The sequence below is a fragment of the Halodesulfovibrio sp. genome, from assembly GCF_015482765.1.
Taxonomy (GTDB): Bacteria; Desulfobacterota; Desulfovibrionia; order Desulfovibrionales; family Desulfovibrionaceae; genus Halodesulfovibrio.
In genome coordinates this window covers 13491-35499 of the sequence record NZ_JADMLB010000040.1, presented here as the reverse complement: position 1 = coordinate 35499, position 22009 = coordinate 13491, and the positions used below count along the sequence as shown (strand labels likewise).

At 44.3% G+C, this 22009-nt stretch carries 19 protein-coding genes and 1 riboswitch; of the genes, 10 read left to right on the top strand and 9 right to left on the bottom strand.

Annotated elements, in window-relative coordinates:
- Nucleotides 1-632 precede the first annotated feature (632 nt).
- Genes fdnG through QZY95_RS05990 form a run of 3 tightly spaced genes read left to right on the top strand, consistent with a single transcriptional unit; the run spans nt 633 to nt 4891 of the window.
- Nucleotides 633-3683 carry a formate dehydrogenase-N subunit alpha gene (gene fdnG, locus QZY95_RS06000; protein ID WP_290920692.1) on the top strand — a complete coding sequence of 1017 codons (3051 nt, stop codon included), beginning with the start codon at nt 633-635 and terminating at the stop codon, nt 3681-3683.
- On the top strand, nt 3683-4435 hold the full coding sequence (locus QZY95_RS05995; RefSeq protein WP_290920593.1) for a 4Fe-4S dicluster domain-containing protein: 753 nt from the start codon (nt 3683-3685) through the stop codon (nt 4433-4435). The genes fdnG and QZY95_RS05995 overlap by 1 nt, the downstream gene beginning before the upstream one ends.
- Nucleotides 4436-4450: 15 nt before the next feature.
- Complete coding sequence (locus QZY95_RS05990; protein ID WP_290920591.1) at nt 4451-4891, top strand: cytochrome c3 family protein; 441 nt, start codon at nt 4451-4453, stop codon at nt 4889-4891.
- Nucleotides 4892-4977: 86 nt separating this feature from the next.
- On the opposite strand, the gene QZY95_RS05985 is transcribed toward QZY95_RS05990, so the two are convergent.
- Nucleotides 4978-5421 (bottom strand): hypothetical protein, encoded by a 444-nt coding sequence (locus QZY95_RS05985; protein ID WP_290920588.1) that lies wholly within the window; start codon nt 5419-5421, stop codon nt 4978-4980.
- Between the two features lie 285 nt (nt 5422-5706).
- Nucleotides 5707-6618: an SAM-dependent methyltransferase gene (locus tag QZY95_RS05980; RefSeq protein ID WP_290920586.1), complete on the bottom strand. Its 912-nt coding sequence runs from the start codon at nt 6616-6618 to the stop codon at nt 5707-5709.
- 756 nt (nt 6619-7374) lie between these two features.
- Here QZY95_RS05980 and QZY95_RS05975 point away from each other — a divergent pair.
- Both QZY95_RS05975 and QZY95_RS05970 read left to right on the top strand, forming a co-directional pair.
- Nucleotides 7375-7968 (top strand): class I SAM-dependent methyltransferase, encoded by a 594-nt coding sequence (locus QZY95_RS05975; protein WP_290920583.1) that lies wholly within the window; start codon nt 7375-7377, stop codon nt 7966-7968.
- A gap of 23 nt (nt 7969-7991) precedes the next feature.
- The gene (locus tag QZY95_RS05970; protein ID WP_290920582.1) at nt 7992-8228 is read left to right on the top strand and encodes a hypothetical protein; all 237 of its coding nucleotides are present in this window, start codon (nt 7992-7994) and stop codon (nt 8226-8228) included.
- Between the two features lie 201 nt (nt 8229-8429).
- Here QZY95_RS05970 and QZY95_RS05965 read toward each other — a convergent pair whose 3' ends face one another.
- Nucleotides 8430-9821, bottom strand: coding sequence for a sodium:alanine symporter family protein (locus tag QZY95_RS05965; protein ID WP_290920579.1), 1392 nt, complete (start codon nt 9819-9821; stop codon nt 8430-8432).
- A 100-nt stretch (nt 9822-9921) separates the two neighbouring features.
- A riboswitch (glycine riboswitch) is annotated at nt 9922-10022 on the bottom strand.
- A gap of 423 nt (nt 10023-10445) precedes the next feature.
- Between QZY95_RS05965 and QZY95_RS05960 the strand changes: the two genes are divergently transcribed.
- Nucleotides 10446-11789 (top strand): Na+/H+ antiporter NhaC family protein, encoded by a 1344-nt coding sequence (locus tag QZY95_RS05960; protein ID WP_290920577.1) that lies wholly within the window; start codon nt 10446-10448, stop codon nt 11787-11789.
- Nucleotides 11790-11872: 83 nt separating this feature from the next.
- On the opposite strand, the gene QZY95_RS05955 is transcribed toward QZY95_RS05960, so the two are convergent.
- On the bottom strand, nt 11873-12367 hold the full coding sequence (locus QZY95_RS05955) for a hypothetical protein (RefSeq protein WP_290920574.1): 495 nt from the start codon (nt 12365-12367) through the stop codon (nt 11873-11875).
- 404 nt (nt 12368-12771) lie between these two features.
- On the opposite strand from QZY95_RS05955, the gene QZY95_RS05950 reads away from it, so the two are divergent.
- Nucleotides 12772-13782, top strand: a complete 1011-nt coding sequence (locus tag QZY95_RS05950) for a M23 family metallopeptidase (RefSeq protein ID WP_290920572.1) — start codon at nt 12772-12774, stop codon at nt 13780-13782.
- Nucleotides 13783-14265: 483 nt separating this feature from the next.
- Complete coding sequence (locus tag QZY95_RS05945) at nt 14266-14664, top strand: hypothetical protein (protein WP_290920569.1); 399 nt, start codon at nt 14266-14268, stop codon at nt 14662-14664.
- 164 nt (nt 14665-14828) lie between these two features.
- Here QZY95_RS05945 and QZY95_RS05940 read toward each other — a convergent pair whose 3' ends face one another.
- Nucleotides 14829-17246 (bottom strand): methyl-accepting chemotaxis protein, encoded by a 2418-nt coding sequence (locus tag QZY95_RS05940; RefSeq protein ID WP_290920566.1) that lies wholly within the window; start codon nt 17244-17246, stop codon nt 14829-14831.
- A gap of 335 nt (nt 17247-17581) precedes the next feature.
- Nucleotides 17582-18148 (bottom strand): flavodoxin family protein, encoded by a 567-nt coding sequence (locus QZY95_RS05935; RefSeq protein ID WP_290920564.1) that lies wholly within the window; start codon nt 18146-18148, stop codon nt 17582-17584.
- A 219-nt stretch (nt 18149-18367) separates the two neighbouring features.
- On the opposite strand from QZY95_RS05935, the gene QZY95_RS05930 reads away from it, so the two are divergent.
- Nucleotides 18368-18982: a LysE family translocator gene (locus QZY95_RS05930; protein WP_290920561.1), complete on the top strand. Its 615-nt coding sequence runs from the start codon at nt 18368-18370 to the stop codon at nt 18980-18982.
- A 70-nt stretch (nt 18983-19052) separates the two neighbouring features.
- On the opposite strand, the gene QZY95_RS05925 is transcribed toward QZY95_RS05930, so the two are convergent.
- The 3 genes from QZY95_RS05925 to QZY95_RS05915 all read right to left on the bottom strand — a co-directional run bounded on the left by QZY95_RS05925 (nt 19053) and on the right by QZY95_RS05915 (nt 20965).
- Entirely contained in the window at nt 19053-19778 is a 726-nt protein-coding gene (locus QZY95_RS05925) for a LuxR C-terminal-related transcriptional regulator (RefSeq protein WP_290920557.1), read from the bottom strand.
- Between the two features lie 518 nt (nt 19779-20296).
- Nucleotides 20297-20422 (bottom strand): hypothetical protein, encoded by a 126-nt coding sequence (locus QZY95_RS05920; protein WP_290920555.1) that lies wholly within the window; start codon nt 20420-20422, stop codon nt 20297-20299.
- Between the two features lie 102 nt (nt 20423-20524).
- Nucleotides 20525-20965 carry a PACE efflux transporter gene (locus tag QZY95_RS05915; protein ID WP_290920552.1) on the bottom strand — a complete coding sequence of 147 codons (441 nt, stop codon included), beginning with the start codon at nt 20963-20965 and terminating at the stop codon, nt 20525-20527.
- Nucleotides 20966-21112: 147 nt separating this feature from the next.
- Between QZY95_RS05915 and QZY95_RS05910 the strand changes: the two genes are divergently transcribed.
- The gene (locus QZY95_RS05910; RefSeq protein ID WP_290920550.1) at nt 21113-21997 is read left to right on the top strand and encodes a LysR family transcriptional regulator; all 885 of its coding nucleotides are present in this window, start codon (nt 21113-21115) and stop codon (nt 21995-21997) included.
- The last annotated feature ends 12 nt before the right edge of the window (nt 21998-22009 follow it).

Below are 22009 nucleotides of genomic sequence, written 5' to 3'. Positions count from 1 at the left end.
CGGGGTGGAGAAAGGGGCGGTATCACGACTGCGTCTAGGTAATTCTGACTATTTCAGTAGAAAATACGGTTTTCTGAGAATTTGTTTTTACGCTTTTTTTGCACAAAAAATATTCTTACTTTTGGATTGACACTGCCTCGATCTGATTGTTTAACCATTCGATATGAATGAATAAAGAATTTTTACCATACAGTAACTCTAAGAAGTATGTGCAAAATATTGCATGGGGTATGTCTTTTTGTCAAAAAGTAGAGTCATTGACACTGTTACAATTTTTCTGTTCTACAGATATGCCACGTACATTCCTTATATAGTGCACTGAGATTGCGGTGTAGTAAGAGATTTCCTTTTACGGAAACTATGTTCATTTGTTTGATCGTCAAATGAGCAATGAGTGTTGTGTTATGTTTTCTATTAAAAGCGGGGATATAGCGGTTAATATGTAGTACTTTGCAGTGTGGTAGGGCATAAGTACAGTGTATTACCTGCAATTATTGTCAATAATAGAGAAAATGATGCATTACACAATGAATACAAACTATATTGTGCTTGCATTGTACATCAAAACAGATGTGGAACTGTAATGATGTAGTGAATGTGCTGGTTTTCTTTATATTTGAGTTGTTATGGAGTTGCGAATGCAAAGAAGAACGTTTTTGAAGACGACTGCAGCGGCAGTCACAGCCACCGCATTTACAGGGTTGGGGCCTGCGTTTGCGATGGATAATGTAGTAAAAGAAGCTGGTGGTAATAAAATCCAGTGGAGCAGTCAGACCACATCTATCTGTGCGTTCTGTTCTGTAGGCTGTGGTTTGTTGGTTCATACTAACAAATCAACCGGACGTGTGGTGAACGTCGAAGGTAACAGCGACCATCCGATTAACCGCGGCTCTTTATGTGCTAAAGGTGCTAGCTCCATTCAGATGACTGTAAACGCGGATAGACCTACAGAATGTCTGTACCGCGCGCCATACAGTGACCGATTTGAAGTTAAGGACTGGGATTGGTGTAAAAAGCGTATTGCTAAGCTGATTAAAAAATCCCGTGATGAGTCCTTTGAAGAAAAAAATGCTGACGGCAAGGTTGTTAACCGTACCATGGGAATTGCTTCCCTCGGTTCTGCTGCTCTCGATAACGAAGAATGTTATGCAATGCATTCTTTCATGCGTTCCCTTGGTCTGGTGTATGTGGAACACCAGGCGCGTATCTGACACAGCGCTACTGTAGCGGCTCTGGGAGAGTCGTTCGGACGCGGTGCGATGACCAACCACTGGAATGATTTACAGAACAGTGATTGCATTTTGATTATGGGCAGTAACCCTGCTGAAAACCATCCAATTTCTTTCAAATGGGTAACGAAAGCACAGAAAGCTGGTGCAAAAGTTATTCATGTTGATCCTCGTTTTACCCGTACTTCTGCGCGTTCAGACATGCACGCGGCGCTTCGTTCCGGTACAGATATCGCTGTGCTTGGCGGTATGATTAACTATATCTTGAACGAAAAGCGTTACTTCAAAGAGTACATGGTGGAATACACCAACGCATCGTTTATTGTAGGTAAAGATTTCGGCTTTAAAGACGGTTTGTTTACCGGTTTTGATCCTGCAACCCGTTCATATGATAAGTCCAAATGGGCATTTGAAATGGACAGCAAAGGTAATCCTAAGCAGGACAAGTCTCTTGAGCATCCACGATGTGTATTTCAGATTATGAAGAAGCATTACGAGCGCTACACGCTTGATAAAGTTTCTTCCATGTCAGGTGTTTCTATCGAAGATTTGAAACAGCTTTACAGAATGTACACTGAAACCGGTACAGCGAAAAAAGCCGGTACAATCATGTATGCTATGGGTTGGACTCAACACTCCGTCGGTGTGCAGAACATCCGCGCTATGGCAATGATTCAGCTTATGCTTGGTAACATGGGTGTTGCCGGTGGCGGTGTTAACGCGCTGCGTGGTGAATGTAACGTACAGGGTTCTACAGACTACGCTCTTCTGTACCATATTCTCCCTGGGTACTTAAAAACTCCACTTGCTGGTCAAGACACTCTTGAGCAGTATAACAAAGCGTTTACTCCGGTTTCCAATGATCCGAAGAGTGCTAACTGGTGGAGCAACTACCCTAAATATTCTGCAAGCCTTATTAAGGCTATGTATGAAAATGATGATCCTAAAGACGCATACAACTACCTGCCGCGTCTTGATTCACATAAAGCCAGTCAATATTCTTGGCTGCCGCTTATCGACCGCATGGCGGACGGTAAATTCTCCGGTGCTCTTATCTGGGGTATGAACCCTGCCTGTTCTGGCTCAGATTCTGAAAAGACCCGTAAGGCTCTTGGTGAGTTGGACTGGATGGTAAACGTAAACCTCTTTACTTGTGAAACAAGCGATTTCTGGAAAGGACCGGGCATGGACCCTAAGTCCGTTAAAACAGAAACGTTCTATCTTCCATGTGCCTCTGCAATCGAAAAAGAAGGCTCTGTTTCCAACTCAGGCCGTTGGATGCAGTGGCGTTACAAAGCACAGGAACCACAGGGCGGCGTGTTGACCGACGGTCACTACTTCCATGAACTTTGGGAAGAACTTGTCCACCTTTACAATGAAGAGGGTGGTGCGTTCCCTGAACCGATTACCCACCTTACCTTTAACAGCATGTGTGAAGCGGACGACAAAGGGCACTACCATTTCAGCGCTCAGCAGACAGCTCGTTTATGTAACGGCTGGTTCACCCGTGATGTAGAAGTAAAAGGTAAGAAGTTTAAGAAAGGTCAGCAGGTTCCAAGTTTCGCGTACCTTCAGGATGACGGTTCTACCACTTCCGGTAACTGGCTCTACTGTAACTCCTACACTGATGAAGGAAACAAAGCAGAGCGTCATGACAGCACCCAGACAGCGGAGCAGGCAAACATTGGCCTGTATCCTAACTGGACATGGTGCTGGCCTGTTAACCGTCGCATCATTTACAACAGAGCTTCCTGTGATCCTAAGGGTAACCCTTGGAATCCTGAAAAAGCTGTTATCAAGTGGAATGGTGAAAAATGGATCGGCGATGTGCCGGATGGCGGCTGGGCTCCGGGTACCAAGCATCCGTTTATCATGCTGAAGCATGGTATGGGACAGCTTTTTGGGCCGGGTCGTGTAGATGGTCCGTTGCCGGAATATTACGAGCCGCTTGAATGTCCTGTTGATACTCATGCATTCTCCAAGCAGTTGCATAACCCGACTGCTGTTCATTTTGAAAAAGAAGAAAAAGCTGTAGCCGATGAACGTTACCCGTTTGTTGCGTCTACATATCGTGTGACTGAACATTGGCAGACAGGTTCCATGACCCGCTGGATGAGCTGGCTTGTGGAAACTGAACCGCAGATGTTTGTAGAGATCAGTCCTCAGCTTGCAAAATTGCGCGGTTTTGAAAACGGCGAAAAGGTTGTTGTTGAAAGTGTGCGTGGTTCCCTGTGGGCAATTGCAATGGTTACTGATCGAATTCAGCCGTACAAAGTTGCCGGAAAAGATGTGCATATGGTCGGTATGCCTTGGCACTACGGCTGGGTAACACCGAAAGACGGTGGTGATTCTGCAAACTTGGTTACACCGAACGTAGGTGACCCGAACACCGGTATTCCAGAGTACAAAGCCTTTATGGTTAACGTACGTAAATGGAAGGAGGGTGATGCATAATGATTAAAGGTAAAGCTTTTTTTGTAGACCTTACTCTGTGTACAGCCTGTCGTGGTTGTCAGGTAGCTTGTAAACAGTGGAAAGACCTTCCGGCTGAAGAAACCCGCAACGTGGGTTCTCACCAGAACCCTCAGGATCTTTCTTCAAAAACTATTCGTCTTGTTCGCTTCAATGAAGTGAAGGAAGATGGAAAGCTTAAGTGGTTGTTCTTTCCTGAGCAGTGCCGTCACTGTATTGAACCTCCGTGTAAATACATCGGCAACATGTACGCTAAGGGTGCTGTAAAGCAGGACCCTGCAACCGGTGCTGTCGTTATGACAGAGAAAACAGCAGGCATGAACCGCCTTGAAAGCTGGGAGCTTTGTCCGTACAACGTTCCGCGCCGTGATGAAGAGACTGGTATCTGGAACAAGTGTGACATGTGTATTAACCGTGTAAGCAAGGGAATGTTGCCTGCATGCGTTAAGAGTTGTCCTACCGGTACAATGAACTTCGGTGACCGTGACGAGATGCTTGCAATGGCAAAAGCACGTCTTGCCGAAGTACAGAAAACCAACCCGGATGCCTACCTTGCTGATCCTGAGCATGTGCGCGTAATTTACCTTTGTGAATCCGCTCCGGAAAACTACCACGGAACCCTTGTTGCTTCTGCAGCACAGCGTGAAACCATGGTGGCATCTGCACCAAAAGCTAAAACTGTAACCCGTCGCGGTATGTTCAAGAGCGTGCTCGGCGGAAACGAAAAAGCATAGAGCAAGGGAGATACCATGAAAAAATTATGTATCATTTGTCTGCTTTGTCTGTGTGCAGTTGCAACAGTTGCTTTTGCAGAAGAAGTGACCTCCGGTCCTGATGATATTGTTATTAACCGTATCAAAGGTAATAGCGACCGTGACTTGTCTGTGACGTTTAATCACTCCAGTCACGAGGGGTACTCATGTAATACCTGCCACCACAAGTGGAAGGATCCGGATGAGAAGCCTAAATTCAGTGCCCCAGTGAAAGATACAGAGCCACCGAAAGGCTGTGTGTCCTGCCATAACGACACTGAGTTTAAGAAAACCAATAAATGGCGTTCTTACTTCCGTGCTATGCATAAAAAAGGTGTACGTCCTTCTTGTCTTTCCTGTCACCTCGAAGAATTCGGTAACGATAAGGAAATGACTGGATGTTACGAGTCTGCCTGCCATCCGGACGGACTCTACTAACAGACTGTATTCGAATATAAAAAAGCCCCTGCTGAGAGAACTCAGCAGGGGCTTTTTTTGAGAAATTTTTTCGGGGAGCTTTGAGATTATCCAATAAAACCACAATCCGGCATGACAGTGATAGTCTCAGATTCAATTCCGTCTTGTAATGTAATCGTCAGGTCATGGGGCAGCGGGGCTTTCCCTGTTTTATCGGTGCAGGGGGTGCCTTCTTTATTGAAATAGAGAGTAAAACTGGAGATGGTCATACTTCCGGAAAGGCGGTAGATGTCCTCTGTGCCGGGAAGTTTTATACGGTTCTCCGGTGTATGCTCAAAGAGGAAGTAGCCGATGTTCTGGCTGCTCTGCAGGCCATACATGTGGCTATAGGATTGGGAAAAGGTTTGGGCATGTCTGATGTGCATGCGCAAGATGTCAGCCGCGCCACTGAGGCTTTGGTCATCGGGCGTAAGTCTAGACAGGACTACAACAGTAATGAGTCCTGCGAGTATGAGAATTAATATGATTTGTGGCAGGGTGAAAACATGCATGCACGTCTCCTGTTATCACAGAGTGTTGTCTATATATGCCCGTTTTTCCTTCCTATTTTGTGATATGGTTGCGTAAAAGCTAATCCGTAGCACCTGTCCCATTGTGCATGGTTTAGCCTGCCTGTCTTATTTGAGTAAAGTTTTATGGGCGATCATGCAACCGTTTTGCACTATTCTATGGCAATCAAAATAGTATAAAAACAAAAAACCGCTGCAGTCGTGTTGTACTGCAGCGGATGATGTATATTTGCAATCAGTTGTTGATGTTATATTTTGTTATTCAGACTATTTTTCCCATTCTTCAAGCTTAACCCATGTTACTTCATGCTTGTTACAAGAGAGGTGAAGAATTTTTGAGTTTGGAATATTCTTGAATTTTTCCAATGTCTCATAGTCTGTTTCACCCTGAAATTTGATGGTGCAGGCAAAGTTACGGCACTCTCCATGCTGCAACCAACGGTCTACCAACGTGTACAGGCGTTCCGGGTAGCAAATAACGTCGCTGAACAGCCAGTCTATTTTACCCGCATGGCGTGGATCAAGGCCGAACGCGCTTCCCGTGCAGAAGTTAACATTCGGCATGGAGCCGATACGTGGGTGAATTTCAGCCTTATCAACGCTGAATACATGCGCGCCTGTGTTGGCGATAACCCATGTCCAGCCGCCCGGACAGCTTCCAAGATCGAGACAGAGCTCGCCTGCTTTAGGGCTGCGTTCAAGAACAGTGAATAGTTCCCACAGCTTTAAGTAAGCACGGGTCGGTGAGGTTTCTTTGTCTTCTACAAAGTTGAGCTCACCATCCGGATATGGGCTTGTGCACCTGCTGGCGGCAATAATTGTATCAGGTTCCCAAAGAGTCCATGAGCCAAGAGGGGCTGTAGGTTTTGGTGCACCGTATTCAATACGTTTTGCAGAAACATGCGGGAGCTTGGCTTGGATAAGTTTTGCACGACGATGGTTGTCTGCGCTGTGCAGCCACCAGTTTCGTTGAATAGCTTTGAGCTGTTTTGCTCCGTCACCGATTGAGGCGATAGGAATTTCTACCGGATTCAACCAGATGTTTTGTGCCCAGATCGTCTTTTGGACACCGCCCTTGGCGATGAAGAGACGTCCCTTGTGGGCAACAATATTATTAAGCTCTTTTTCCAGCTCTTTTTCAAAGCCTCGCGGGGCAAGGTAAAGTGTCGTATTATTCATTGTATCCACGTACCGTTTTCTGCAAATTTTATGGCGAAACGCCAGAACGAGATGCGGTGTACCCCAATGGTGTAGGGTAGGGCAAGAACCAGAATTCTTCCCTTTTACGAACTGATTCTGCAAATATAAATTAATAGCTTGTTTTAGTTGAATATTTAAAATTAGCTGATTTGTATAGAGAGCATAAAAAAACGAGAAGTGCCTGCTCTGCACTTCTCGTTCTTTTTATTCCCCTCCGGTCACTGTTCCTGCTCAAAACAGTGTTGGAGCTTAAGGGATGAGGATGTAATTTATATATAACGCATTTTGCGTTTTGTTTTCTAAGGGGGACGGCATGCCTGCCGTCCCAACGGGAGTAGGTGTTTCAGTCGTCTACTTTAAAGAGGTGTGCGATTAACGCATTCTCAAGTGTTAACGATACTAGATCGTTAGATGGATACTTTTTATTGCTCTCTATGTTAACAATCACGGAGTGTGATGTGATTGGTTTCGTTTGTTGTTTTCTTTATAGCAGGGAGCGTGCCAAAGTTGTTTTTACTGTAAATATAGTATGTTGTGGAAAAAAGACTGTTCATTGATTGTGCAACTTGTGCAATATGTAGTGTGCACATGGATACGAATTTTGCACAATGTGCACTTTATATCCACAAAATCGGATTGCGTGGGGGGTGTTGTACTTCTTTCTGAGTTCACGTATTTTTTGCGAACACCAAATGGTAAAAAAATGGTTATTCAAGCAAATTTTCAGGAGAAAACATGCGCCCTAGGCACATTCCTTCTATATTACAGTTTACGAAATCAATCTGGCAGCATGTCGCTGATGATTGGAAAAAAGCAGGCAAGGCGGCTGTTGTTGTCGATGGCACAGTAGGAAATGGACACGACACACTTTTTTTAGCAGAGCTGGTCGGTGAATCAGGACAGGTTTTTGGTTTTGATGTTCAGGAGTCCGGCTTGGCAAATGCTCAAGAACGATTGGAGCAAGCCGGCGTTGCGGATCGGGTTACTCTTATTCATGCAGGGCACGAAACTGTGGCGGAAAAGTTGCCTGAAGGTACTTCTGTCGCGGGTGGTATGTACAATCTCGGCTACCTTCCCGGTAGCGATCATGCCGTGATAACCCGAGCACAAACAACGATTGCATCCTTAGAGGCGTTGTTGCCTAAAATGGAATCAAACGGTGTTGTTACTGTTCATATTTATACCGGGCATGAAGGCGGTACCGTTGAGGGTGATGCTGTGCTGGCATGGGGAACCTCCTTGCCATGGAAAGAGTATCGTGTAGGCCGATATGACTTTCCTAATAAAGAACTTAATAAAGAACACTTGCTGGTTATTGAGAAGCTGTAAGTTTTAGAGAGGGGATGTCTTATATGTCTGAAGAACAGATTTGGCCGGATAAAACAGATTCCGATTTATGGGATGAAGTGCGTGAAGCCATGGTAGAAAAATATGGTGATCGTTTTGATGATGCCCATATGCGTAAAGCCTTTGACCTCACATGCGAACATTTTGAAGATTACGTATCTCGAAGTCGTTTCTTTAAGCGGGCAGTCATGAACTGTGTTTGGGAACGTCCTATTATTTCAAAAGAACAGCAGGTGTACTAGAGAATACGGGATCTTTTATCGTAAGGCCCCAGTGTTTACAGCCATGATTAGAAAAGAAAAAGGGATGCATTCGCGATTGCGATTGCATCCCTTTCATTATTTTGAGGACAGTACGTTGCTGACGGGAGCCTACAAAGAAAGCAAAAGAGTAGAGAGCTGTAGGCTTGAGCAATGTGTCAGAAGTGCAGCCTCAAAGTTGTGCTACATTTCTGTGAGAACAGCACCGGAAGATGCGTTTTCAGTACGTTCGTTAGCAAAGAAGTCACGGGTTTCATTAACGACAACACTGGAGAGACCAAGCAGGCCGATAAGGTTAGGAATTGCCATCAGGCCGTTAACAATATCAGCAAGGATCCAGATCAGGTCGAGCTTGAGGAAAGCACCGCAAGCAATAAGACCGATGTAGATAAGACGGTAAGGTTTAATAGCTTTTACACCGAAAAGGTATGCTGTGCAGCGTTCACCGTAGTAGTTCCAACCAATGATCGTTGTGAAAGCAAAGAACATGAGTCCGATGGTTACAGCGTATTTACCAATGTCGCTGCCAAGACCCATTGCAAAAGCAGAGTTAGTCATAGCTGCACCGGCAAGACCCGGGGTGTTCCATGCGCCGGTCAGAACCAGCACGATACCGGTCATGGTGCAAACGATAATGGTATCGAAGAAAGTACCGGTCATCGCAATAAGTCCCTGACGAACACAGGAGTCAGTTTTTGCGGCAGCAGCTGCGATAGGCGCAGAACCAAGGCCGGATTCGTTAGAGAATACACCGCGGGCTACACCGTTACGCATTACCATAAGCACCGTCATACCTGTTGCGCCGCCGAATGCAGCAGACGGGTTGAACGCGCTGTCGATGATGAGGCTGATAGCTGCCGGAACTTCTGAAAGGTTGAGCAGGATAACAGCAACGGATGTGATGATGTAGATGATAGCCATGAACGGAACAATTCGGCTTGCTACTGCTGCGATTGAGCGGATACCGCCAAGTGTTACGCAGGTAACAAGAGCAGTCAGCAGAGCCGCTGTTAACCAGATTGGTGCATCAAATGTAAGTTTGGCAGCTTCTGCAATGGCATTAACCTGTGCAAAGGTACCGATGCCGAAGAACGCTACGCCGATACCGAAAAGAGCGAACATACGGGCAAGCAGTTTGTTATTCAGCCCACGCTCAAGGTAGTACATAGGGCCACCTGCCATCTGACCGTTTTCGTCAATAACGCGGTATTTGATAGCAAGCAGTGCTTCTGCGTATTTGGTAGCCATGCCGAAAAATGCGGCGATCCACATCCAGAAAAGTGCACCGGGGCCACCGGCTGCGATTGCTGTAGCAACACCGACAATATTACCAGTACCGATAGTAGCTGAAAGCGCGGTGCAAAGTGCAGCGAATGGTGTAACGTCACCTGTTTTGCTGGATAACTTACGTGAAGATGGGGAAAAAACTAATTTGAGTGCTTTCGGCAGGTGAACAACCTGCAATGCGCCGAGGCGGAAAGTGAGGAAAAGTCCGGTTCCTACAAGCAGAATAAGAAGCGGTGGTCCCCAAACAAATGAATCGATAGCACTGAGCAGTTCTGTGATGTATTGCATCTCGTCTCCTAAAAAAAGAATTAATCAGGATGGATGAGATGAGTCTCTGAGCGGAAAAGGGAATAGCTTGTGCAGCACAGAAAAAAGGTATGTCTGTGCATTACACCACTCTGTCCTTGGTACCTGAGAGTTTCACCTTGCACGGCAAGGCTTGCTCCTTCGGTGCTTCGCAACATGCGAAGTCTCTCCAGAGGCTCGTCGGGAAGCAGTCCTTTTGCCTGAAAGATTTACTTCTTCGGCGGTGTCTCGCGACACTCTCTCCTGCAACCGTCATCCGAAATTGTGAAAGGCTGTTTATATAACCAAATAAATTTTGGCAAGGAGAAAGGCGTTAGAAAAAGCAGTAAGTACTCTATTTCAAGAAATCTAAATAAGCAGAAAAAATAAATTCACTATATCCAAATTAAGTGAATTAATAATAAAAGCACATAGTTAATATGCAAAAAACGCTGTTTTTGACAATATTGTAAGTAGACAGGGTTTTAAAGTGTGTCTAAGAAAGGCTCATCAGTTGTCGGGAGGTCCTTAATTCAGGTGAATGAGGACACAAACAATATTGCTTGTTCCAGTGAAAACTCGTGATGTTGGACAGAAATTTGTTGTAGCAATAAGGAAAATGAAGAAATGAGTTTGTTAGAAAAGACGCACACAACAGAGGCTCAGCAGGGCAATGGTATTGCTTTGCTCCCCCTTGTAATTTTTCTGGTGCTTTTTATCGGCACAGGCTCTGTTCTGATGATGTCTGGTGTATCAATGGCGTTCTACCAGCTTTCAGCGACAGTAGCTGTGATTCCGGGAATCATGGTTGCGCTGTGGATGGGAAGAGAAACCCTTGATGAAAAGATCACCATTTTCCTTAAAGGTGCAGGTGACGTTAACATCATGACCATGTGTGTCATCTACTTGCTCGCCGGTGGTTTTGCTGCTGTTGCAAAAGCGGTCGGCGGTGTAGATGCTACTGTAAACATGGGGCTTTCTTTAGTTCCGGCTTCCCTTGTTCTGCCAGGTCTGTTTGTTATCGCGGCGTTTGTTGCTACCGCTATGGGCACATCCATGGGCACAATTGCTGCTATCGGCCCGATTGCTGCCGGTGTTGCTGCCCATTCTGATATGTCTATTGCTCTGCTCATGGGTGCAGTTGTCGGTGGTGCAATGTTCGGTGACAATCTGTCTATGATCTCTGACACCACAATTGCTGCTACCCGTACTCAGGGGTGTAACATGCGTGATAAGTTCCGCATGAACCTTCTGATTGCGTTGCCTGCTGCGATCGCTACTATTGTTCTCTATGCTATTTCCGGTTCTTCCGGATCTGTAGCAAACCCGGGTGAATGGCAGTTCATTAAAGTTTTACCGTACCTTGCCATTTTAGGACTTGCTGTTGCTGGTGTTAACGTATTTATCGTTCTCTCAACAGGTATTGTTCTCGCAGGCGCTGTTGGACTGGCAACGCTTCCGGATTACGCACTGCTTACATTTGCTCAGGATATTTACAGCGGTTTTGTCGGTATGCATGAGATTCTCGTGCTGTCCATCCTTGTAGGTGGTCTTGGCGAGCTTATTCGTCATAACGGCGGCCTTACTTGGATTGTTTGTCGTATCGGCAATATTGCTAAACGATTCAGTAAAACCGGCGAAAGCAAAAAAGCTGGCGAGTTCAGTATCGCAGCGCTTGCTGCTCTTGCAGATGGCTGTATTGCAAACAACACTGTTGCAATTATCCTTTCCGGCGGCATGGCGAAAGAAATTGCAGCTCGCAGCGGCATTTCCGCAAAACGTAGTGCAAGTCTTCTGGATATCTTCTCTTGTGTGGTTCAGGGCTTGGTTCCTTATGCCGCTCAGGTACTGCTTGCTGGCTCTCTTGCAAAGGTTTCTCCAGTCGATATCGCCGTAAGTAACTGGTACTGTCTGATTCTTGCCTTTACTGGTGCTGCTGCCATTGTTTTCGGAAAGCCTTCTGAAAAATAACAACAGATTCTCTTTGAATAATGAAAAGGGCTTCCTGCTTATGCGGGAAGCCCTTCTTTTTTTGTTGGTAGTGTCGGAACCAGTTATGGAACGATAATGCCACGCATTGATGGGTTAGCCTGCTGAGGGCTCATAACCATTGGATGCATATTCGGACCTAACTGCATCAGAGTAGGTGCGTTGCGTACTTTGGTCGGCACTCTGTATTTTACAAATCTGCCGTCTTCTCTTGTGTACACAGTCTCGTATGGTGCGTTCTGGTAGAGTGCACGCATGTTCAGCGGTGAGTTGCCTGACATTCTTGGGTGCAATCCCATAGGGTTGTCAGTGCGGATCACACGCAGTCCAGCAGGAGTGTGTACAGGTTGGAACATCATTGTTGGCGGAAGGTATCCTGTGCCGCGCATTGCATCGACATAGGCCTTTCTGGAGTCCATCATCATTGGTTCGCTCATGGTCATTGGTTGAACTTCTATTACTTGTACTTCTTCAACCATGACAGTTTGCGGCATTGCGCTTGCGAAAGTAGCGGTCACCAAAACGAGCGCAAAAGCGAGTAAGGTACATCTACTTGTCATGTCTCATCTCCTTAGGTTGTTCAGCACACAACTCTCTGTAATTAGTATACAAAACATGATAAACATTAAATAGGACTGCATAACGATTGCAGTAATTGTTCAGTATGTAATGTAATAGTTCATTGTGTACTGTCTTTTGTGACGTTGTACTATGTCAATGTATCACAGCATTGTATTCAATCAATATTAGCTAATGTTTTTATCAATGGAGAAAGTAACTTTTAGAAAATATTTACTATATGTTTTTTGTTATATTCTTTTGTTGCATTGAAAAAATATTTACCACTTATATGATCGTATTCCTTGTATAAAATGCTAAAAGCTCTGCTATGAAGTATTAAAATCATCTCATGATATACATAAAATAAGTAATATTCTTATGATCTTCTTATCTTGAGGTGAGTATGAATATACAGTGTATGCGTGTGATAGTTGTTGTATGTTGTATTGTGTATAACACACCAGTATTGGCAATTACGCTGGTTCCGCCAATACTGCCACCGGATGAAGGATACTGCTTCATACAGAACTATGTTGATGTCAGCCCCATGCAGGGAGGGCAGGACTTCCATACCCGTTCCAGAAGTTATAGCAGACATAAAGGGACAGATTTTCGCGTGTCATATGATGCAATGTTAGCGGGCGTGGATGTTGTTGCAGCAGCAGACGGAAGGGTTTTACGAACACGCGATGAAATGAAGGATGTTTATTTCTCATCTGGTGAGTCGAATGTCGCTGGGCGAGAGTGCGGGAATGGTGTGGTTATCGATCATGGAGATGGCTGGCATACATTGTATTGTCATCTCAAAAAGGATTCTGTTTTAGTGAAGGCTGGTGATGTAGTGAAGGCTGGAAGCGTTATCGGTCAGGTTGGATTGTCTGGGAAGACAGAGTTTGCTCATATTCATTTTCAAGTTTCACGAGACGGAGAAATTGTCTGTCCGTTTTCCGGTGCCTGTATGGGAGCCATGGCAGCAGGGCGATGTAAGCTTTTTGTCCAGCATCCTTCTCAAGAACCGTTATGGGAAGATAGCTCAGAAGAGGTTCTTCAGTATGTTCCTTCACAAGTTTTGCGGGCAGTGTATTTGAACAGCCGTCCGCATTCCGCACAGGAAATCCTCCAACGTCCAAACTCAGTCAACGTTTTGAAATCTGGTCACATGCCTTTGGTCTTTTCAGCAGTTACAGCAATGCTTCAAGAGGGTGATATGCTTATTTTAGAATTGAAAACAGTGGAAGGAATTTTGCTCGCTGAAAAGACAGTTCATATTACCCACTACACTGCTCAGCGATATGACTACATAGGAAAAAAAGATTCTTCTCAATATGCCGGAACAATACTGGAAGGGTATGTTGTACTTAGGCGTAATGGAGCTCAAGTTTTTGAACATAGAGCAAGGATGGTTGTTCAGTAAGGCATAGAGCTGTAGCCGGATTATAGGCGGGGCGATTGAGCGCAGTAAGTATGGTTAAAGGAGTTGGCTCTATTATTCCAGAATAAAAGAAGAAATGATGTACAAAAAAAGAAGCGTTGCTTAAAGCAGTGCTTCTTTTTTCTGTTTTATCAGATTGTTAGACAGTGATTTTCATTATGATGTCATGGTTGTAGTCCAATGAGGCAGTTTGAAAATCTATAACGTTAAAAGACGTCAGTATTTCATTGGCTTTCGATTACAGGCCAGAAAACGGCAGAAATTCTGTTGAGCGAGATGCTCTCTTTGCTACAATAGCGGTGAAAACTGTTATGTGGAATGCGAGATGCCTGTTCTTATTGTTGCAGTACTTGCTGCCATATTCAAAAAAGCTGAATAATGGCAGAGTTACAAGGAAACTATTCCGAATATTATACGCAAAAGTATCTGCAACAATACAGCATGTTAGTATAAAAGGAGAAAATTATGCGACAGGAAAAGCTTATCGCTATTGCATTTGTAGTTGCAGCATTGATTTTTTCAACAGTTACGTACTCATTTGCGCAAAAGGTTGTAGTACTTAAAAAAGGAACCCCTGTAAAAGTTGAAGCCGTAAAATATGGCGATTATCGAGTTGCACCGTGTCGTGCAATAGTGGTGCGCCCTATGATGATGCCTCGATGCCGTACAGTCTATATGGTTCCAATGACACGCGAATACATGGTTATGTGTCCATACGCCAGACCATGTTACAAACGCTACTACCGTGGCTATCATATGAAACCAGCTCCTAAACGTATCGATATGGTTCCGAATTTACAAAACACTGCATACGGCTTCAGATACCATAATATCCATATGGTTCGATGCCCTTATATGCGGTAAGAGCAAATCCCTTACGGCTGTGTCCGTACCCTGCCTTATGTAAGCGGCTAGTGGCTAATTTAGGTCGCGCAGGGTGTTAACATACATGAAGCCCCGCATTCTACACTATGCGGGGCTTCTCAATGTGACTGCTTGTGCAGTGCGGGGGGTAACGGTAGAAGCGCTTATTGTTTGGATAATGTGTCCAAACGTTGTGCCAGTCGAGATAAATCCTTAACGTTTTGCGCAGACTCTTGCATTTCTGCGGTAACGCTTCCTACAAGGATTGTAATGTCTTCCATTGCGCGCGTCACTTGCTCAGAAGTCGAGGACTGTTCTTCTGCAGCAGTAGCAATGGTTCCGATTTGACTGGCAGCTTCATTTGCAAGATCGACTATTTGGGAAAGGGCGTTGCCCGATTCGTTCGCAAATGACGTAGCGGAATCTACCAATGTCATTGTTTCTTGAGTTGTTTCGATTGAAGTAACAGCATGTTGCTGGATAGCTGTGATTGCTTTATTTACTTCCTGAGTTGCATGCATGGTTTTTTCAGCAAGTTTTCGAACTTCATCTGCAACAACAGCAAAGCCTTTACCTGCTTCACCTGCACGGGCTGCTTCAATCGCAGCATTCAGAGCCAGTAAGTTTGTCTGATCTGCTATGTCGGAGATGACACCGAGTACTTTTCCTATCTCATCAGCTTGCGTTCCCAGTTGCTTCATAGCCCCATTCATAGAGTCTGCATGAGTATGCAGGCTGGTGATGGATGCGATTGCGTTTGAAACGATACCAGCTCCCTTTTCAGCTCGTTCTCGAGTTTCTTCGGCGCGCTGGGCGGCTGTAGAGGCACTTTGTGCGACTTCAAACACAGAAACATTCATTTGCTCCATAGCGGTTGACGTTTCGTGTATCCGCTGTTGCTGAGAGTCTACAGAATGTGAAACATCAGTAATTTTAGATTCCAGTGTGGTCGCTGATGCTAATAGTTCATGTGCAGCTTCTTTTGTTTCTTCGTAAACTTTTTCGATTGTAGAGAGCTGAAGGTTAATTTCTTGTTCAGAAATAACCAGATCAGTAACATCTCGTGCGACTTCAATGTAGCCTACATGGTTTCCTTCAGCGTCAACCATGATGTCTGCGACCGGCTGCACATAGCTTGGTCCGTTTTCACCCGGAACAGTGATGACTTCGGCAACAACTTTTTGTTGTGTCTGTTTTACCCGTTCAACAGGACAGTTCTTCGTACGACAGGCTTCAGTATTAAAGGTGTTGTGGCATTGAAGCTGAGTAAGTTCTTTTTGATTGGCGTTTGCCGCCTGCTCAACTGCCTTGTTCGCAAGCAGGAAATTGAAGTTTGTATCAACAGCAAATATAGGGTCTGGAATGGTGTTCAGAACTGTTTTGAATCCTTCCATTTCATTGAGCATGGCTGTCAGCCGCTCCATTAGCGTATTAAACCAAAGGGTAAGATCACCCACTTCATCATGCTGGTTAACTGTGATGCGCTCTTTTAGATCAGCTTTATCCTCAGCAAGCATCTTGATGGTATGTGTGATGGTTCCCAACGGTGTAGTGATGTATCGCTTGAGGACAAAAATGATACCAAGAAGAGGAAGTAATAAAATTGCTGCCAATGTTGTTACGAGCGAAGTGTTTGCAGTACTTGCAAGAGACAGGGCTTCTGAATAATCAATTGCTCCCACAAGGATACCGATTTGTTGTCCACGGTAGTCTAACATCGGAGAGCCCATCAAAGTGTAGTTTCCTGTCTGTTCAGAAATTCTTCCTTCTGAAGCTCGTTGTAAAAAGTCATCAGTGATCATTCCGACAAAAGGTTCATTTTCCTTTGTCGGGTTTACCAATGTGTTATTGAATATGGCAGGATATTTCGAAGCATCGTTCAGGCGGGTTGTAATATTGAGAAACTTGTTGTCCATGAAGAGCATCATCGGAATATTTTTTTGCTTGGCTATGTCAAAAACTGAAGAGAAGCTTTTGAGCACTTCAGCAGAACCGATGGTCATGCCATCCTTATCTTTAACCGGGACGATACCGCGTAGTACAAAACCACCACGACCAAGTTCAATACCTTTAACAGGCGTTCCAGTACGATTTACATCAAGAACGGTTTGACGGAAGGATGAAATATCATCTGAAATATCAACCCACGTTCCGTTCTTTTTTGCCTGTTTGTTGCGCCATAAGCGCACGAGGCTTCTTCCATTAGGTAGGTGAAAGTGCAATTTCAGCTTTTGGCCGGTGGCTTCTTTATAGCTTTGTAACTGCGGGGCTAGGGTGTTTCGAAGCAACGTTCGGGCTTCTTGTGCTTCAGGTGATTTTGGATCGTCAATATCACCTGTATGGGCGAGTTCATAGGCACTAATTACTTCTGGAAGCTGGGCAAAAAGAGATGCAGTTTCCTGTGCAGAGAGACTTACTTGATTAATATTTCTTTCTATAGATAGAAACGTATCATTAGTAATATATGTCAAATTACGTTGCTGCATGGATACAAAACAGCTGCTAATGATAAAGTAGCTTATAATTCCCAGTATCGGTACAAGTATGATTTGGGGAAGAGACAGTTTCCAAAACAGTTTCATAACGTAACCTCTGTCGTAATGATGTTTATATGGGACAACTTTTTTGAAAGAAAACCATATAACGCAATTTTCCGAACTAATAAAAAATAGTAAAACGGATTGTTTAATAGAATAGATAAAAAAGAATGTAATACAGTTTTTATATTGTGAAAAAACAGACAAAAATAATTATGAATTATGTTGTTATGGCGGAATATTACGATGTAGAAAGGTGTAGATTGTGATATTAATCACAAGATAAAGTATTTCGATTATCAACCGAAATAACTTCGGTAGTAGCACAAAAAAAAGGTGCCCTTGAACATTCAAGGGCACCTTTTTAATCGTGTAGGTTGCTATTTCACCATATTGCGGGCGAATTCAACAGCACGCTGCTGCGCGTCGTCTGGACGATTTCCGTCGATGGTACATTTTTCGATGAATAATTCACCAGCATTTTGTGTTTTGTAGAATGCCTGAAGCTTGTTGAACGCAAAGCCTAATCCTTCGGCGTTGTTTTCATACACACCACCGCCCGTTAGGAGTAAAGCCTGACGTTTTCCCTCAATCAACGAAGCGTGGTTTGGTTTATGGTAGTTGGTAACAAGGCTCCAGCTTCTGTCCATAAGGGCTTTTACAGAAGCAGTGTATCCCCAGAAGTAGTTTGGTGAAGCAAAGAGTGTTACATCCGCACCGATCATTTTTTGCAAAATTTCTTCTGCGTCGTCGTGCTGAATACAGTTGATTTCTGTTTCAGATTCTTTGCACTTGGCACAGCCGAGACATGGTTTAATGTCTTTTTTGGTCAAATTAATTCGTTCGATTTCATGTCCCAGAGCACGCAGTTCATCTTCCACCCATCCGAGAACTGTTGCGGTGTTGCCGGTTCCTCTTGCGCTACCGAGCAGGGTAACTATTTTCATTGCAATTCCTTGTAGTTTGAATGGTCTATTTACTTATAAAAAAGCACTATGGAAAATTTGATTGTAAATTCAATGAGCAGCAGTGTATTGCGGTTCAAGACTACTGACAATTCCAAATTGTCATTTGCAAAGTTTTTCCTCAATACATAGATAATAGCCATCTGTGCGCGCGTGCAGGAGAAGATAAATGCGCAGATGCGTTCTATTGGAGAATATTAGATGACTGTAAGTGTTTGGCTTTCATTGGTGACTATTTGTATCCTCGGAGCAATGTCTCCGGGCCCGAGTTTAGCTGTTGTTGCTAAAAACTGCCTCGGGGGTAATTGGAAAAACGGTGTCGCGACTGCGTGGGCACATGCCATGGGCGTTGGTGTATATGCATTGGCATCTGTGCTTGGGCTGGCGATTGTTCTTCAGCATAATCCTACGTTGTTTAAAGCTATTGCTTATCTGGGAGCAGGGTATCTGTTTTGGTTGGGATTTAATGCTGTTCAGTCAAAGGGGGGAGTGGCGGCAAAGCTTACAGCCGGTGGTGAGAGTTCTTTGTTGGAATCAGCCCGTGATGGTGCCATGATCTCAATGTTGAACCCGAAGCTCGCTTTGTTTTTTTTAGCCCTGTTCAGCCAGTTTGTCGCAGCCAGCAATGCTTCTCAAAGCAGGGCGGTTGTTGTTGCAACGCCTGTTCTTATAGACGGACTATGGTACACAGTTGTGAGTTTCCTGCTTACAAGGCCAAGTATATTGGACACCATAAAATCTCGTGCTGTTCTTGTGGATAGACTTACCGGACTTGTTTTAATGGGACTGGCAGTGCGTGTTGTGTATACAATGTAGGTGATGCAGAAACAAAAAAAGCCTGAATAATATTATTCAGGCTTTTTTTGTTTCTTACGGATGAGTTCTTTCAAGGAACAGTAATCAATCCGGCAGAAAGTGCTTTAGCAACAGCTTGAATCCGAGTAGTCGCTCCTAGGCGTTCTTTTGCAGAATCAATATGCATTTTAACAGTGTGAAGGCTTATCCCAATTTTATTGGCAATTTCCTGAGAGGTAAGCCCGAGAGCAAGCCATGTCAGACATTCCTGTTGTCGTGGGGTTAACAGCGTTGACTGTTCTTTTTGAGATCTCAGTATAAATAGGCGTTCGTGAGCTGTACTTGAAACAAGAAGCAACTCTAAAATGTTTTGAGTAGAGACGTTGTTCAGTTCGGATACTGTCTCCGGAAAACAGACATTAATACCACCAATGCGTTGGTTATTGTGAAATGACGGCATGGTGATTCCGCTTCCGTAATTAAATTCCCCAGTGGACATTTTAATAAGATCACGTGCTTTCTGGCAAAGGCTAGGGTTCTCCAAGTCCTTATCGCATCCGTACAAAAGGGGGCCGTTACCCCTGGTGGTGTGATTGGCCAGATAGTCATATTCAATGGCGTTAACTTCAATGAAGTATTGCTGCCACCATTCTGGAATTGTCGAATAACAAACCAGTTCTTCGTTGGTTTGTCCAAACCACGTGTGAATCTGAGCAGCTCCCATTTCTTTTGTGTACTCGACAAACTCTTTCCATAACTTATCGCTGGAATCTGCTGTCACAATTGTTTCAAGAATATCGTGCAATTTTTTTGTCATTTCAGTCTCCCATTGCTGGATATGAAAGGCTGTGCACCTACCACTTTAGGGAGGTGTTATAAGCAACATTATGATGTATAGATGTGCACACCGTAATGCGTTGAAGTTGTAGTGTATGTTGTAGATGCAAGAGATACGTTGCATTTTCGACAGACAAGCTACAACGACATATATACAGATTGTACGATCCATTTATATACATGTGTCAGCACATAATTGGTGGCTGATGATTCCAGCTTATGCCATGAGTAATTTGTGCTCTGTTATTAATGCTTTTTTAAAAAGTATGCCCCCTCAGGACTCGCTGGCAGGTGTGGCGTTTTTTACCTGTCATGCAGTTTATCGACACTGTTAGTATATGTAGGGAAAGTGGATCGAACTTAGGAGTCGCTGCGTCTCTCAGCGGCTCCTTTCTCATGCTCTCATTGTGCGAAAACGCTCAGTGAAGGTAATCATGAAATGGAAAAGACCGGACAAGCCTTTTGTCCGGTCTTTTTTTGTATGGGAGTGGAATTTCATTATACTTTCTTGATAACGGTTCCATATTTGAGGGGCATGGAGGCACTTTTTACGTCGAAGCACTCACTGCCCTGAACGTAGTCACTGCAGTTGGCAGTAGTATCGATTGCGTTTTTAGTTTCCATACAATCCCCGTTTTATAATTGGCACAATGTGCCGGTGATTTTCGTCGAACTGGATTATGGCAGATGTAGGAAACAAAAGAAAGTTGTTTGAACAACCGAAAATTAAACAATTTGTGCCGCTGGAGGCGGGAACACTCTGTCGTACATAACGTTGAAGACATACGCATATACAGGAACAAAAGCCACAAAACCGATATCGACCATTAACGCCTTAATAAAGCTGCATTCCAGATAGATCATTACCGTAGGAATTGAGATAGTCAGCAGGGTAAGCTCAAAAAGTAATGCGTGTGTGAGTCTGAGCTTGCCGCTTCTAGGGTATAACGGCTTTTCAAGTTTAAGTAATGCATGGTCAAAGAGGTAGTTATATATGTAATTCCATACCGCACTTATGACACTGAGCATAACACTCATTACTCCGACGTCTTTCAAGGGTTTTCCAAGAAGAAAAGAGAGGAGCGGTACGCAAAGAGCAAGCAGTAGTATTTCGAAAAGGATTGTGTGTCGTACGCGGTCTTTTGGTGTACGCATTGCTGTATTCATTCTAATCACCTTTATTAATGGAAGTATCATTCCATTTGTTTTTGATTTCCTTTTCTAATATGTCATAAAAAGATATAGTTCTAATTAGATAATATCCGAAAAACAGATAGGTATAATTGTGAAAGGTGAAATGAAGGCGGAGGAAATATGCTGTTTTCATTAGAACAATTAGAGGCTTTTGTTGCCGCAGTCGAACACGGCTCTTTTTCAGCTGCTGCAAGATCTTTAGGGAAAGCCCAAAGCCGGATAAGTACGGCGGTAGCGAATCTTGAAATTGATTTAGGAGTAACGCTCTTTGATCGTAGCGGGAAGTTCCCAGTTCTGACGAGCGACGGAGAACGAATGTTGAATACCGTCAGAGCAGTATTGTATCAGTGCAGAGTTGTAGAAGACACTGCGGAGCAGATTATTGAGAAACCTCAGGTACTTTTGCGGCTCGCTGTCGAAGAGTTGGTATCGTGCGAGGTTATCGGGGGTGTTTTGGCAGATTTCGCTAAGGAGTACCCATATATACAAGTTGAGGTTCTTTGGGCTGCTATCGGGGATGTTAAGGAACTTGTTTTAAAGGATCGAGTCGATGTGGGGGTTGCAATGCCTTCAACCGGTTTGGCAGATGAGTCGTGTTCATGGGAACAACTGGGAAGCGAACGTTTTTGGCCTATGGTGGGGGCAGTTCATCCTTTAGCAAAACTTTCTTCTGTTACTGCAGATGACCTTTGGGAGCATAAACAGCTTGTGGCTTCCAGTACAGATGGTGTGCGAGAGCCGGATTCGAGTATATTCAGTGAGAAAATTTGGTTGTGCGAGGATAGCAAGCTGATGATTGATCTTGTGCGGCGAGGTGTGGGCTGGGCATGGCTTGCAGAATCACAAACTTTACGGTTGCGTCAGCGTGAAGAAATGGTTTCATTGCCGCTATCGTTCTTACAGGAGGGCAATACGTGGTCTTTTTATCTGTTATGGAAGAAAGATTATCCGTTGCGTCCTGCTGAAAAGTGGCTTGGAGAAAGATTAAAGCGGGCGCTGCGGTGAAAGAGCGTATGA